Source organism: Parvibaculum sp. (genome assembly GCF_049651025.1).
Taxonomy (GTDB): Bacteria; Pseudomonadota; Alphaproteobacteria; order Parvibaculales; family Parvibaculaceae; genus Parvibaculum.
On sequence record NZ_JBASBH010000044.1, the window covers coordinates 37,743 to 50,320 of the forward strand.

The window sequence follows — 12,578 nt, forward strand, 5'->3', positions numbered from 1 at the left end:
AAAGAAACCGCCGTCACGGCAAGGCTGGAGGTTCCCTGTGAGGTTGCCCAACCCGCTCGCCTGGCTGCCGATGGGCGTTCGCGTCTTCGTCAGCCGGCGTCTGGAAGAACTGGCAGGTGCGAGCCTCGTCGGGCTCGGCCTCTTCAGCCTGCTTGCGCTGATGAGCTGGTCGCGCAGCGATCCGAGCTGGAACAACGCCACCGGCGCTGCAGCCAGCAACTGGATGGGCCTTTGGGGCGCACATATTTCCGACGTGCTTTTGCAGGCGCTTGGAATTGCCGCGCTCGTCCTCCTTCTGCCGACAATCGCCTGGGGCGTGCGTATCGCCACGCATAATCTGCCGACGCGGCCCGTGCTTCGCGTCGCCGCCTGCTTTGCGGCAACGCTTTTCGCCGCGGCCTTTCTCGGCACGCTGCCGGTCGTCAAATACTGGTCGCTCTCCACCCATCCCGGCATCGGCGGCGTTCTGGGCCACTCCATTGCCGATCTCGGCCTCGACGTCTTCGCTCCCTTCATTGGCCGCAGCCTTGCCTATACGCTGACCGCGCTCATCGCGGCGCCGCTCGCCGCATGGCTCGTGCTCTTCGCCGCCGATCTTGAAGTCGCGCAAATCACCGGCTGGGCGCAACGCGCCGCCGTCTGGCGTGTCGTTGATGAGGACGAAGAAGAGGAAGAGGAAACGCTGAGCTATCCGCTGCAACGCCGCCGTCGCGGCGCGCAAGCCGAGATAGAAGAAGCGCCGCCCGCCCGGCGCGGTCGCGGCGCATCGCGTCTCCCGCGCCGTCCCGATGTCGAACCGAGCCGCATGCGCGTCGCTTTCTGGGCACTCACCGACCGCCTCACCGATTTGCGCGACCGCCTGATGCGCCAGGGCGAATATGGCGCGCTCACGCCTGAAGAAATCGCCATCGCGCGCCTCGGCGGCGGCGGCTTCAACAAGCGCCGCATCGCCGACGACGATCTCGTGGACGATGACGTCGACGCCAATTACGAAGACGAGGAAGACGACGACGAGGACGAAAGCGAGAACCCGCGCCGCGCCCTTGGCGCTGGCCGCCGTGAACCGAAGCTCGACGGTAAACCGGGTCCGCGCGTCAGCCGCACCGCGCCGAAAATCACCAAGCCGTCAAAGCGCGCCGTGCGTGAAGCGCAGCCGAAACTGCCGCTCGAACCGGCAAGCGATTACCAGCTTCCGCCGCTGAGCCTGCTGTCCAAACCCAAACCTGCCGCGCCGCAGAAAATCACCGACGAGTCGTTTGAGCAGAACGCCCGCCTGCTCGAATCTGTGCTCGACGATTTCGGCATTCGCGGCGAGATCATCAATGTGCGCCCCGGCCCCGTCGTCACGCTGTACGAGCTTGAACCGGCACCGGGCATCAAATCGTCGCGCGTCATTGCGCTGGCCGACGACATTGCCCGTTCGATGAGTGCGGTTTCCGCTCGCGTCGCCGTCGTGCCCGGCCGCAACGTTATCGGCATCGAGCTGCCCAATGCACGTCGCGAAATGGTCTATCTGCGCGAGCTGCTGGAAACGGCGGACTATGAAAGCTCGTCGCAGAAACTCGCCCTCGCGCTCGGCAAGAATATCGGCGGCGAAGCCGTGATCTCCGATCTCGCGCGCATGCCCCATCTGCTGATCGCAGGCACCACCGGCTCGGGCAAGTCGGTCGGCATCAACACGATGATCCTGTCGATCCTCTACCGGCTCTCACCCGATCAATGCAAACTCATCATGATCGATCCGAAGATGCTGGAACTCTCCGTCTATGACGGCATCCCGCATCTTCTCGCGCCCGTGGTCACGGAACCGAAGAAAGCCGTCGTCGCCCTGAAATGGGTCGTCAAGGAGATGGAAGACCGCTATCGCAAGATGTCGAAAGTCGGTGTGCGGAATATCGACGGCTATAATACCCGCGTCATCGATGCCGACGCCAAGGGCGAGGTGCTGGTGCGCACCGTGCAGACGGGCTTCGATCGCGAAACCGGCAAGGCGATCTACGAAGAAGAAGAGATGGACCTCTCGCCCATGCCCTTCATCGTCGTCATCGTAGACGAGATGGCCGACCTGATGATGGTCGCGGGCAAGGAAATCGAAGGCGCGGTGCAACGCCTTGCGCAGATGGCGCGCGCGGCAGGCATCCACATCATCACGGCAACGCAGCGTCCCTCGGTGGACGTCATCACCGGCACGATCAAGGCGAACTTCCCGACGCGCATTTCCTTCCAGGTGACGTCGAAGATCGACAGCCGCACCATTCTGGGCGAGCAAGGCGCCGAGCAGCTTCTCGGACAAGGCGACATGCTCTACATGGCGGGCGGCGGCCGCATTCGCCGCGTGCACGGGCCTTTCGTTTCCGACGATGAAGTCGAGAAGGTCGTGACCTTCCTGAAGAAGCAAGGCGTGCCGGAATATCTCGAAGCGATCACAGCGGAGCCCGAAGAAGGCGGCCCCGACATGTTCGGCCTCGACGGCGAACCGGGTTCCGGCGACGATCTCTACGACAAGGCGGTCGCCATCGTTGCCCGCGACAAGCGCGCCTCGACGAGCTACATCCAGCGCCGTTTGCAGATCGGCTACAATCGCGCCGCGCGTTTGATCGAGCTTATGGAAGAACAGGGCGTCGTCAGCGCACCCAATCATTCAGGCAAGCGAGAGGTTCTCGTCGGCGATCACTAAAGGCTTGAGGCAAGCGTGCGGTATTGTAGCAACAGCCCGCTCTCAAAATTGATCCGTCCGCCATTCTTCTCCAAAACGCCTCCGGAGCGCCCGAGCAAACTCTTCTTTTTGCCACAAAGGCCGCACATGCTTTTGACTATGAGAAACCTTGATCAAAGCCGCCGTATTCGCCAGATGACGCTCGCCGCAGCAGCGCTTGTCGGCCTTGGCATGCTGGCGCTCGCCATTGCGATGGCGGGAAGCCGACAGGCTCATGCGGCAGAAATGTCGGGCGCGCGCAGCCTGAAGGCGCAACCGCTCTCCGCCGACGACAAAGCCGATCTCGACCGCGTCAGCGCCTATCTCTCCGGCCTCAGCGACATGCAGGGCCAGTTTCTGCAAGTCGGGCCGGACGGATCGCTAGCCGAAGGAAAGTTCTATCTGCGCCGCCCCGGCCGCCTGCGTTTTGAATATACGCCGCCCGAGAAAATGCTCGTCGTCGCCGATGGCGTCTGGGTGGCGGTGAAGGACGGCTTCTCGGCAACGCAGCGCTACCCGCTCGGCTCCACGCCGCTCGGCATCTTGCTGCAGAACCACGTGAACCTTGCCGAGGAAGTGCGCGTGCTCTCCGTCGAGCGCCAGCCCGGCGTGCTGCGCGTCAAACTTCAGGACAAGAGCGGCAATGCACCGGGCGACCTGACGCTGGTTTTCGATGAGCCGAGCCTGCAATTGCGCCAATGGATCGTGACCGACGCGCAAGGCCTGCAAACGACGGTTGCGCTGCGTGGCATCCAGTCGGGCCTCCGCGCCGATAATTCGCTTTTCGTGCTGAAAGACGAGCAGCGTCCCGGCGTCGGCCGCCAATAATCCAATAAACGCCTGATTTCAGCGGCTTAACGCGCAAGGCCGGCCCCATGGCTTGACCATGACGGGGGGGGACGTGCTACCTCTGATGGGCATGAGCCGAAAGTTTCAGAGACGTCCGGTCGTCGGTGTGCCTTGCGACGTGAAGTTGCTGGGGCCGCACCCCTTTCACGCAGTCGGTGAAAAATATATCGCTGCAGTTGAAGGCGGATCGAACGTAAAGCCGATCCTGTTGCCCGTGCCGCGCTTTACCAGCGAGGCCGGCAGCTTCAACGTCACCACTGAGCTCGATGAAATTTTCGCGCTATGCGACGGTATTTTCCTGACCGGCTCGCATTCGAATGTTCACCCGAAACATTATGAAGGAACGCCGCCGCGCGAAGGCGTGCTCCTCGATGAGCAGCGCGACGCACTGACGCTTGATCTCATACGCGCCTGCGTTGAACGCGCCGTTCCTCTGTTCTGCGTCTGCCGCGGCTTTCAGGAGTTGAACGTCGCATTCGGCGGCACATTGCATCAGCATTGGCAGGAAGTGCCCGGCGAGCCGGGCTATGCGCCGCGTTTCGACCATCGCGAAAACAAGGACGACCCGCTCGAGAAGCAATATGCGCCCGCCCATGATATAGAACTCACGGCAGGCGGCGTTTTCGAGAAAATAATTGGTGAGCGGACGATCCGCGTCAATTCGCTGCACGGCCAGGGCATTGCGCGACCCGCGCAGCGCCTTCGCATCGAAGGGCGCGCGCCGGACGGCACGATCGAGGCCGCCAGCATCGAAGGCGCGCAAAACCTCGCTATCGGTGTGCAGTGGCATCCCGAGTGGAAGTACTGGGAAAACCCGGTCTCACAAAAACTTTTCCGGACGTTTGGCGACGCAGTCCGAGAGACGGCATCAGCCGCGTCGCATTAGCAGAGAGAATGGTGTCCCATGACCGGCAACGCAGCGGTCAAGAATAGAGACGATCTGATAAAGTGGTTGAAAGACAGGCGCATCACCGAAGTTGAGGTGATGGTCTCCGACATGGCCGGCATCGCACGCGGCAAAATCCTGCCAACGAAGAAATTCATCACCGGCCTCACAGAGCGCACGCTGCGCCTGCCGGAATCGATTTTCGGCCAGACCGTGACCGGCGATTTCATCGACAGCAACGCGCTCTCCGACACCGAACCCGACATCATCCTTGACCCTGATCCAGCAACCGTGCGCATCGTGCCCTGGTATAGCGAGCCGACCGCGCAGATCATTTGCGATGCCAATTATCGTGACGGCACGCATGTGCCTATCGCGCCGCGCAACGTCCTGAAAAAAGTTCTGGCACTATACGAGGCCAAGGGCTGGCAGCCCGTCGTCGCGCCCGAAATCGAATTTTTCCTCGCGGCGAAAAACATCGACCCCGACTATCCGCTGGAGCCGCCCATCGGCACCAATGGCCGTCGCGAAAATGCGCGCCAGTCTTACGGCATCGATGCGGTCAACGAGTTCGATCCGATCTTCGAGGACATGTATGATTTCTGCGAAGCGCAGGATCTCGACATCGACACGCTGATCCACGAATCCGGCGCCGCGCAGGTCGAGATCAATTTCGATCACGGCGATCCGCTCGAAATCGCCGATCAGGCGTTCCTCTTCAAGCGCACCATGCGTCAGGCCGCCCTGAAACACGGCATCTACGCGACCTTCATGGCCAAGCCTTATCAAGGCGAACCGGGCAGCGCCATGCACATTCACCAATCGCTGGTCGATGTGGATTCAGGCGACAACCTCTTCTCGACGAAGCAGGGCCGCGACACGAAACTCTTCCTCTCCTATATCGCCGGCCTGCAAAAATATTTGCCTGCCGCAATGGCGCTGATCGCGCCCAACGTCAATTCCTACCGCCGTATCGTCCGGGACCTCGCGGCCCCCATCAATACGCATTGGGGCCACGAGAACCGCACCGTGGGCTTGCGCATTCCCGAAGCCAAACGCGCCGCGCGCCGCGTTGAAAACCGCGTGCCGGGCGCTGACGCGAACCCCTATCTTGCCATCGCCGCTTCACTCGCCTGCGGCTATATCGGCATGACCAACGGCCTCGTCCCGACCAAGGAAATGAAGGGCAATGCCTACGAGTCGAAGCGCTACGCCCTGCCCCGCCACCTTCTCGACGCGCTCGACCATCTGCGGTCTTCCTCCGACCTCAAGGAAGTCCTCGGCCATGATTTCGTGACCGTTTACATGGACGTGAAATACACCGAGCACGAAGCCTATCAGCAGGTGATCTCCGCCTGGGAACGCGAGCACCTTCTGCTCAACGTTTGACGCCCCATCCTACCCGTCATCGCCCGACTTGATCGGGCGATCCATCTTTCCCGAGGCGAAGGAAAAAGATGGATGCCCCGGTCAGGCCGGGGCATGACGATGCGGGAGGCAGGTGTGAGACTCGCGCAACGTCACCCCTTGCTGTAGCCTGTCGCCATGCGCACCCATGACCTCCAGACCAGTCTGCTTCAGAAGCACGAGCTTCTGATCCTCTGCGCGCGCATCGGCTACAATCCATAACCGCGCCGGCGCGAGGCCATATGCCTCCGCGCAATTTCCGCCGCCTTCACTCTTTCGGAAAACGGAGCGAACCCATGTCCCAGAGCGACAATTCGACAATCGCAAAATCCAATCAGACCAAACGCTGGCAGGAGATGGACGCCGCCCATCACCTCCACCCCTTCACCACCCATCACGAACTGGCCAAGCATGGCGCGCGCGTCATCACCAGGGCGAAGGGCGTTTACATCTGGGACTCCGAAGGCAACCGCCTGATCGACGGCATGGCGGGCCTCTGGTGTGTGCAGGTCGGCTATGGCCGCGAGGAATTGGCGGAAGCTGGATACAAGGCGCTGAAGGAACTGCCCTTCTACAACAGCTTCTTCCAGACGACTCATCCCTACGCCGCCGAGCTTTCGCAGAAGCTTTCCGAAGTGACGCCGAAAGGTATCGACCGTTTCTTCTTCGCAAACTCAGGTTCGGAAGGCAACGACAGTGCGGTCAAGATCATCCGCTACTACTGGAACCTGAAGAAGCAGCCGAAGAAAAAAATCATCATCTCCCGCAACAAGGGCTATCACGGCGTAACGCTCGCTTCGGCCTCGCTGTCGGGAATTTCGGCAATGCACCCGCAAGCGGATTTGCCGCTGCCGGGCTTCGTCCATATCGCCTGTCCCTATTGGTATGGAGACGGCGGCGACATGACGCCGGAAGATTTTGGCCTGAAGACAGCGCGCGCGCTTGAAGAAAAGATCCTCGAACTCGGCGCTGAGAATATTGCGGCCTTCGTTGCGGAGCCCGTGCAGGGCGCGGGCGGCCTCATCATTCCGCCCTCGACCTATTGGGCCGAGATCAATCGCATCTGCAAGAAATACGACGTGCTGCTCCATATCGACGAAGTCATCTGCGGCTTCGGGCGCACGGGAAAATGGTTCGGCTCCGACACCTACGGCATCGAGCCGGACATGATCAACATGGCCAAGGGCCTCTCATCGGGCTACCAGCCGATTGCCGCTGTCGGCCTTGGCACGCGCATCGGCGATGTGCTTTTCAATTCCGACGAGGAATGGTCGCACGGCTTCACCTATTCGGGCCATCCTGTCGCCTGCGCCGTGGCGCTCGCCAATCTTGAGGTGATGCAGAAAGAGCATCTCGTCGAAAAGGCGGGCGGCGCAACCGGCGCCTACTTCCAGAAAAAACTCGCCGAGCTATCAGATCATCCCCTCGTCGGCGAAACGCGCAGCGTCGGCATGCTGGGCGCCATCGAGCTCGTGAAGGACAAGAAGACGCGCGAGCGTTTCGATCCGGCGCTGGAAGTCGGCTATCGCTGCCGCCTCCATTGCTTTGCCAATGGCCTCGTCATGCGCGCCATCGGCGACACCATGGTCCTGAGCCCGCCTCTCGTGATCTCCGAAAGCGAGATCGACGAGCTTTTCGGCCTCGCCCGCCGCTGCATCGATTTGATCGCCAGGGACCTCGGCAAACAGTGAAGCCGCCTTCATTTCGCGGCTCGTCTGCCCATAAATGAGCATGCGACAATCTGGCTCACACAGGTGATTTTTTCACTCGCCTCGCAAGCCATTGGCAAACAAGGCGATTTTACCCTGTGTTTGCGAACTGGAATTCATCGAAAGATGATGATTTCTCGCCATTGAACCCGCGCGGCTCTGAACCTATCTAGCTGTCATGTGGGCAGAGCGCGTACAGCCCGCCGGACGACCTGCCCCCCGCTCGTCCAGCAGGTGCTCTAGCCCCGAGGCGCTGGAAATTCCCCTCCTGGCGCCAAGCGCAGAAGACGCGCGGTTGCGCCCCGTCTCCCCCCGGCGGGGCGCAATTTTTTGTGCGCATGTCGGGCATCCCAAGCGCCACGCGTGTATAAGCGTCCCATGCATGACGAAGATGACGACGAACCCGATCACATCACTCTGAGCGACGACGACCTCGACGCGCTGGAAGAGGAAATCCCGCTTCTGCGCGGCGTGCGCGCCTTTGCCGAGGAAGCGGCCCTCGTGCCGTGGTTCGGCAATGTCGGCCGCCCGCTCGACCGCGAGATTCGCGCCCTGTCGCGCTCCTATCTCGACGGCCTCGGCTTTCCCGATGTCGATGTCGCCCGCGTCACCGAATGGGCCGATGCGCTCGACGCTGCAAGCGGCCTCGATTTCGATACCGCGCAATGGGAGGCCGAAGAGTCGCTGCGCGCGGGCCTCGCTTCCGAAGCGCTCGACCGTCTTTCCGAACATGGGCTGACCATCGCGCTGACGCATGTTTCGGCCATTCTGGGCGAGCGCGTCGGTGCCGCCGTGCGCGACGCGGCCGCCTTCGCCGAGATCGAGGACGACGCATTGTTGAATGCCGCCGCGGGCGCCGCGATCCAGGCCGCCCATGGCGCAACGCTCGCGCTCATCACCGAGGCGGAAGCCGACCATCCTTTCCACCGCAAGTTTGCGCTCTTTGCGCGCGGCCGCTGGCCGATCGGCATTGCGGGCCTTACCTTCAACCTCTTCTGACATTCGAGCGACGGACAAAGAAGCACCATGCCCAAAGAGACGATCAAGATCGCGACCTGGAACATCAATTCCGTCCGTTTACGGATGGGTCTGGTCGAGAAACTCCTGACCGCCGAAAGCCCGGACGTGCTTTGCCTTCAGGAAATCAAATGCGTCAACGACGCCTTTCCCCTGAAGGACTTCCACAAGGCGGGCTATGAGCATGTCGCGATCAATGGCCAGAAGGGCTATCACGGCGTCGCCATCGCAAGCCGCATTCCCTTCAAGAAGGTCGACATGCGCGGCTTCTGCGAAAAGGGCGATGCGCGTCACGTCTCCGTCGATCTCGACGTAAAGGGCGGAATGACGGTCCATAATTTCTATGTGCCCGCGGGTGGCGACGAGCCTGACCCGGTCCTGAACGAAAAATTCGCCCACAAGCTCGCCTTCCTTCGCGAGATGACGCAATGGTACGGCGACCACAAGAAGAAGAACGACGCACGCATGGTGCTGGTCGGCGATCTGAACATCGCGCCGCTCGAGCACGACGTCTGGTCGCACAAGCAGCTTCTGAAAATCGTCAGCCACACGCCGATCGAAGTCGATCTGATGAACGAGCTGATCGCCTCGCATGACTGGGTCGACGTGATGCGCCGCTTCGTACCGCCGAGCGAAAAGCTTTATTCGTGGTGGAGCTATCGCGCCAAGGATTGGGAGGCCGCCGACAGGGGCCGTCGCCTCGACCATATCTGGGTGACGCCCGCGCTGAAGGATGCGCCGACGGCGATGAAGGTTCTCAAAGAAGCGAGGGGATGGGAGCGGGCGTCCGACCACGTTCCCGTGATCGCGTCTCTGGCGCTTTAAGCCGGGGGGCGGCTTAGGGGACAGCGCCTTGAGATACACCCGCTCCTTTGGGGCTTCCTCCAAGATCGCGTCTGCGGTTCGGACCTGCCGTCCACAGCTTCTCAATATTAGGGTAGCCACCCAACTCTAGGGTATTGACCCTAGAACGGCAAGAGCCCAATATCACCGGCAAAACTCCCGTTTACGCGGGGTAAACTTGGCGTGCACACCAGCCAGAGCCAAAGCAGAGAGAGCAAAAGCCCTAATGGCGTCCAAGACCAAGGACCGCATTCTCGTCGCCAGCCTCCGTCTCTTTAACGAGAACGGCTACGACACCGTGACGACCGCGCGCATCTCCGAAGAGGTCGGCATCTCGGAGGGCAACCTCTGGTATCATTTCCGTACCAAGAAGGATTTGGTGAAGGCGCATCAATACGCGCTGATCCGCGACATCGACTCGCGGCTCGCCATCAAGTCGACGCCCGAAACCGTTCTCGACGCCTACGCGCTTTTCAATCGGAAGGTTTTCGAGGAAGTCTGGCAATACCAGTTCCTCTATCGCGACCAGGCGGAATTCGGCCGCACCTCACCCGAGCTGGAAGGCAAGGTGCATCGCGTCTATGAACACACCACCGCGATGCTGCAGAAAATGTTCCGCCACATGATCGAGGCGAAACATCTCTCCATGCCCGATGACGATCTTGCGCCGCTTGCCGACAACGTCTGGATGGTCATTCGCTATTGGCCGAGCTTCCTGCGCGAGACGCGCCACGTCGTGAAGCTCGACCGCATGACGCTGAACGCCGGCATCCGCCATCACTTCGCGCTGTTCGAAACGCATCTGACAACGAATGCGCGCAGCTATTTCGCCGCGCATGCCTACGCCTAGCGCGCGGCTTCGGTTTCGACCGTATCGGTCTTTTCCTTGCGCTTCAGCGTCACGAAGGTTGCCGTCGAACTGGCGGTCGCCAGCAATGCGCCCTCGGCATCGAGAAGTTCGCCCTCGATAAATCCGACCGACTTGCCCCGCTTGATGACGCGGCCACGCGCCGTGATGCGTCCGGGCCGCGCCGGCGCCAGCATCGACACTTTCAATTCCAGTGTCGGGCTGATCTGGCCCCACTCAAGATCGAGACCGACGGCAAGGCTCATCACATCGTCGAGCATCGCCGCAACCATGCCGCCCTGAATGCCGCCCCACATGTTGCAAAGCTCCGGCCCCGCATTGAAGGCAACTTCAACGGTCCGCGCTTCGGCATCGGCCGAGATGATTTCAAGACCGAGATAGCGGCTCGCAGGCGCCATCCGCTTGAAGACGGCCTGAATATTCGGCGGCCAGTTTGTCGTCGCACTATCCGTCACGCTCATTACTCGCTCTCGTTTTTCTGCCGCCCGAGCCTGCCCGCCAGATCGGCCATCTCGCCGCTCGTCGTCGCAAGCCTCGCGCTCAGCGCCCGGGCAACCGCGCCCGCCATTTCCGGAAACTCCTCCATCAACCGCTGAAACAGATAGCGGCTGATGACAAGCGCCTCGACCCGGCTCGACGCCCGAACCGTGGACCGCCGGACCCCCTGATGGAAGAGGGCGGTTTCGCCGATGAGGTCGCCCTTGTCAACTCTGAGCGCCCGCGCCTCCCCTGCCCGCCCCGCTACCGCCGGGTCCGCCTGCATGACGCATTGCCCCTCAAGGATCAGATAGGCGTCGAAAGCCTCCTCACCTGCCTCGAAGAGCGTATCGCCCGCCGCGACGTCGAGCCGCTCCCCGGTAAAGGCGAGCACCTCCAGACGTGCAGGCGCAAGCTCCGCAAAGAGGTCGTGGCGCTGCAAAAGCGAGATGATGGACTTCAGGCTCATGGGCAAATCATAGCGAAGCTGCATCCCCCGCGCCATTGCCCCGCGCCAGCCCAACCGCTAAGAAAAGCGGGACCAAAGGGAGTTTGCCTATGCCGACGATTGTCTGGGATCACCCCGCCCCCTTCATCCATGAAGTCGCCGTGGAGGCAAACCACATTGACGATTTTCAGCACACGAACAATGTCGTCTATCTGACCTGGATGGCGAAAACCGCCTGGGAACATTCAAAGGTGCTCGGCCTCGACTTTGCCGCCTATGCGCGCCTCAATCGCGGCATGGTGGTGCGCCGCCACGAGCTTGAATATTTCGCCGCCTCGCATGAGGGAGACCGCGTGCTCTGCGCCACATGGATCACTGGCAATGACGCGCGTCTGCGTTTGCGCCGCCGCTTCCAGATGGTCAACGCAAACACAGGCGTCACCCTGCTCAGAGGCTTGACCGATTTCGTCTGCATCAATATCGAATCCGGCAAGGCAACGCGCATGCCCGCCGAATTCATCGACACCTACAAGCTCACCGCAGACGTTCCCGGCGACAACTGATCGTTACGATTGCAGCGCGGCGGCTTGCGCGGGATCGAGATATTCCTCAAGCCGCGAAATCCGTCCGTCCTTCACCAGCACGACAAGGCAGGCGGGCATCGAAAAAGGCGCACCGCTTTTCAGCTTGCCAGACAGAACATGTTGCTGAAGATAGCCGCCCGGAATGGTGACGCGGCGCAGAATATTATATTTGCGATCCGACAATACGCGCGACATCCAGCCGAGAACTTTCAGGTTTTCCGCGACCGTCTGGTCGACATTGTCGAAGTTGTGCCAGATGCGCGCATCTTCCGCATAGCAACCTTTCACCGCCTCGATATCGCCGCGCTCGATCGCGCTGACAAAACACTCCGCAAGCGCGATTACGCCGCTCTCCGTGTCCGACATGTCTCCCTCCCCTTATGGTACGAGCCGGTATCCTCCGGCTTCGGTAACAAGGATCTCCGCATTCGAGGGATCCTTTTCGATCTTTTGCCGCAAGCGATAAATATGCGTTTCCAGCGTATGCGTCGTCACGCCGGAATTGTAGCCCCACACTTCGGCAAGCAGGACTTCGCGATTGACGACCTTGGGCCCGGCACGAAAAAGGAACTTCAGAATATTCGTTTCCTTTTCCGTCAGACGCACTTTCTTCTCCTGCGCATCGACAAGAATTTTCGCACCGGGGCGGAACGTGTAAGGGCCGATGGCAAAGACCGCATCCTCGCTCTGCTCATGGCTGCGCAACTGGGCACGAATGCGCGCCAGCAAAACGCCGAAACGAAAAGGCTTGGTTACATAATCGTTTGCGCCTGCATCGAGCCCGAGGATCGTGTC

The 12,578-nt window shown here is 61.1% G+C and carries 13 protein-coding genes; 9 read left to right on the forward strand and 4 right to left on the reverse strand.

Features of this window, described 5'->3' with window-relative positions; translation table 11 throughout:
• Positions 1-70 precede the first annotated feature (70 nt).
• The 8 genes from WA943_RS05740 to WA943_RS05775 all read left to right on the forward strand — a co-directional run bounded on the left by WA943_RS05740 (position 71) and on the right by WA943_RS05775 (position 10,256).
• On the forward strand, positions 71-2,677 hold the full coding sequence (locus WA943_RS05740; protein WP_424468906.1) for a DNA translocase FtsK: 2,607 nt from the start codon (positions 71-73) through the stop codon (positions 2,675-2,677).
• Between the two features lie 138 nt (positions 2,678-2,815).
• On the forward strand, positions 2,816-3,523 hold the full coding sequence (locus WA943_RS05745) for a LolA family protein (RefSeq protein WP_424468892.1): 708 nt from the start codon (positions 2,816-2,818) through the stop codon (positions 3,521-3,523).
• 73 nt (positions 3,524-3,596) lie between these two features.
• Entirely contained in the window at positions 3,597-4,430 is an 834-nt protein-coding gene (locus WA943_RS05750) for a gamma-glutamyl-gamma-aminobutyrate hydrolase family protein (RefSeq protein WP_424468893.1), read from the forward strand.
• An 18-nt stretch (positions 4,431-4,448) separates the two neighbouring features.
• On the forward strand, positions 4,449-5,819 hold the full coding sequence (locus tag WA943_RS05755; protein WP_424468894.1) for a glutamine synthetase family protein: 1,371 nt from the start codon (positions 4,449-4,451) through the stop codon (positions 5,817-5,819).
• A 314-nt stretch (positions 5,820-6,133) separates the two neighbouring features.
• Complete coding sequence (locus WA943_RS05760) at positions 6,134-7,528, forward strand: aspartate aminotransferase family protein (protein WP_424468895.1); 1,395 nt, start codon at positions 6,134-6,136, stop codon at positions 7,526-7,528.
• A gap of 381 nt (positions 7,529-7,909) precedes the next feature.
• The gene (locus WA943_RS05765) at positions 7,910-8,545 is read left to right on the forward strand and encodes a hypothetical protein (protein WP_424468896.1); all 636 of its coding nucleotides are present in this window, start codon (positions 7,910-7,912) and stop codon (positions 8,543-8,545) included.
• A 27-nt stretch (positions 8,546-8,572) separates the two neighbouring features.
• Positions 8,573-9,388 (forward strand): exodeoxyribonuclease III, encoded by an 816-nt coding sequence (gene xth, locus WA943_RS05770; protein WP_424468897.1) that lies wholly within the window; start codon positions 8,573-8,575, stop codon positions 9,386-9,388.
• A 244-nt stretch (positions 9,389-9,632) separates the two neighbouring features.
• Complete coding sequence (locus WA943_RS05775) at positions 9,633-10,256, forward strand: TetR/AcrR family transcriptional regulator (protein WP_424468898.1); 624 nt, start codon at positions 9,633-9,635, stop codon at positions 10,254-10,256.
• Here the strand turns inward: WA943_RS05775 and WA943_RS05780 are convergent.
• Positions 10,253-10,735, reverse strand: a complete 483-nt coding sequence (locus tag WA943_RS05780) for a PaaI family thioesterase (RefSeq protein WP_424468899.1) — start codon at positions 10,733-10,735, stop codon at positions 10,253-10,255. The genes WA943_RS05775 and WA943_RS05780 overlap by 4 nt on opposite strands.
• Positions 10,735-11,244, reverse strand: a complete 510-nt coding sequence (locus tag WA943_RS05785; protein WP_424468900.1) for a Crp/Fnr family transcriptional regulator — start codon at positions 11,242-11,244, stop codon at positions 10,735-10,737. Before WA943_RS05785 ends, WA943_RS05780 begins: the two co-directional genes overlap by 1 nt.
• 65 nt (positions 11,245-11,309) lie before the next feature.
• On the opposite strand from WA943_RS05785, the gene WA943_RS05790 reads away from it, so the two are divergent.
• Complete coding sequence (locus WA943_RS05790) at positions 11,310-11,762, forward strand: acyl-CoA thioesterase (protein ID WP_424468901.1); 453 nt, start codon at positions 11,310-11,312, stop codon at positions 11,760-11,762.
• Positions 11,763-11,765: 3 nt separating this feature from the next.
• Here the strand turns inward: WA943_RS05790 and WA943_RS05795 are convergent, their stop codons facing one another.
• Positions 11,766-12,149, reverse strand: a complete 384-nt coding sequence (locus tag WA943_RS05795) for a nuclear transport factor 2 family protein (protein WP_424468902.1) — start codon at positions 12,147-12,149, stop codon at positions 11,766-11,768.
• Between the two features lie 12 nt (positions 12,150-12,161).
• A partial coding sequence (locus WA943_RS05800; RefSeq protein ID WP_424468903.1) for a response regulator transcription factor occupies positions 12,162-12,578 on the reverse strand: 417 nt, incomplete at its 5' end.

What these genes read in the sequence shown, in the direction of transcription:
- WA943_RS05740 (WP_424468906.1), top strand. Translation starts at nt 71, where the DNA reads ATGGGCGTTCGCGTCTTCGTCAGCCGGCGTCTGGAAGAACTGGCAGGT.
- WA943_RS05745 (WP_424468892.1), top strand. Translation starts at nt 2,816, where the DNA reads ATGAGAAACCTTGATCAAAGCCGCCGTATTCGCCAGATGACGCTCGCC.
- xth (WP_424468897.1), top strand. Translation starts at nt 8,573, where the DNA reads ATGCCCAAAGAGACGATCAAGATCGCGACCTGGAACATCAATTCCGTC.
- WA943_RS05785 (WP_424468900.1), bottom strand. Translation starts at nt 11,244, where the DNA reads ATGCAGCTTCGCTATGATTTGCCCATGAGCCTGAAGTCCATCATCTCG.
- WA943_RS05760 (WP_424468895.1), top strand. Translation starts at nt 6,134, where the DNA reads ATGTCCCAGAGCGACAATTCGACAATCGCAAAATCCAATCAGACCAAA.
- WA943_RS05790 (WP_424468901.1), top strand. Translation starts at nt 11,310, where the DNA reads ATGCCGACGATTGTCTGGGATCACCCCGCCCCCTTCATCCATGAAGTC.
- WA943_RS05780 (WP_424468899.1), bottom strand. Translation starts at nt 10,735, where the DNA reads ATGAGCGTGACGGATAGTGCGACGACAAACTGGCCGCCGAATATTCAG.
- WA943_RS05795 (WP_424468902.1), bottom strand. Translation starts at nt 12,149, where the DNA reads ATGTCGGACACGGAGAGCGGCGTAATCGCGCTTGCGGAGTGTTTTGTC.
- WA943_RS05755 (WP_424468894.1), top strand. Translation starts at nt 4,449, where the DNA reads ATGACCGGCAACGCAGCGGTCAAGAATAGAGACGATCTGATAAAGTGG.
- WA943_RS05775 (WP_424468898.1), top strand. Translation starts at nt 9,633, where the DNA reads ATGGCGTCCAAGACCAAGGACCGCATTCTCGTCGCCAGCCTCCGTCTC.